This is a genomic window from Demequina silvatica (assembly GCF_000971215.1).
Taxonomy (GTDB): Bacteria; Actinomycetota; Actinomycetes; order Actinomycetales; family Demequinaceae; genus Demequina; species Demequina silvatica.
The window spans coordinates 1-902 of sequence record NZ_BBMA01000008.1; the positions used below are offsets into that span (position 1 = coordinate 1).

1 protein-coding gene is annotated in these 902 nt (G+C 74.5%); it reads right to left on the reverse strand.

The window, feature by feature from the left end; genetic code table 11:
* Positions 1-80: 80 nt before the first annotated feature.
* Positions 81-902: hypothetical protein (locus tag AOM05_RS11260; protein WP_062522307.1), on the reverse strand; the 822-nt coding region annotated here is incomplete at its 5' end.

Sequence of the window (902 nt, forward strand, 5' to 3'; positions counted from 1 at the left end):
GGGACGACGCGGCGGACACCTCCGCGGGGATGGCTCGGGGATGTTTCGGCTGGGGATAACTTCGCGACGGCGAGGCGCGCTCAGCGCCGCTCACCCCGCGGCGGGTTCACCGTGTCGCCGTCCCAGTCGAGCCGGTCGTCGGGTCCCACCTCGAACGCCTCGAACGCCGGATCGGCGATCACCGCGTCGACCAACGCACGCGACCCCGCCACGATGGTCGAGTCCCAGTCGATCTCGCTCGCGACCACCCACGCATGGTCCGCGGGCCACACGAGCTGCGGCATCGGCTCGCGGAACGGCCCCCACCACCCGATCCCGGCGTCGAAACCCCAGTCCGGGTCCCCAAGCCGCGCCAGCTCGCCCCGCAGCATGAGGTACTGGCGCCCGGTGCCCTCCTGGCCGGGGAGCTCGAGCAGCTCGCCCGCCGCGCACGCCTCGAGAGCGTCCTCCGTCACCACGGGGAGGTCGGGCGCGGACCCGGCCGCCGCATCGTCCCCCTCGACGGCGATGACGACGTGCCGGCGGCCCCGTTCGAAGGTGCCGAAGCCCGTCCAGAAGCCGAGGATCACGTCGGGCGCGTCGGCGCGCGACAGGTGCGGCACCAGCGCCGCCCACAGCCGCGGGTCGAGCCAGCCGTCACGGGTCTGGCCCACGTCCCAGCCGCTCTCGAGGCTCACGACGTCCTCATCAGAGGTCAGCGCGTACCACTGCACCAGCGGATGCATCGCGCCGCCCACCGCGGCCGCGACCTCCGCCCAGCTCCAGTCGCGCTCCTCGACCACGCGCGGCACCATCCCGCCGCCGGGGTCCTCCCAGGAGAGCCGGCGCGCCGGGATCGGATGGAGCACCCTCGCATACGCCTCGAACCCCGTGCCGGCGACGCCGCCGACGGTCGCCCACCC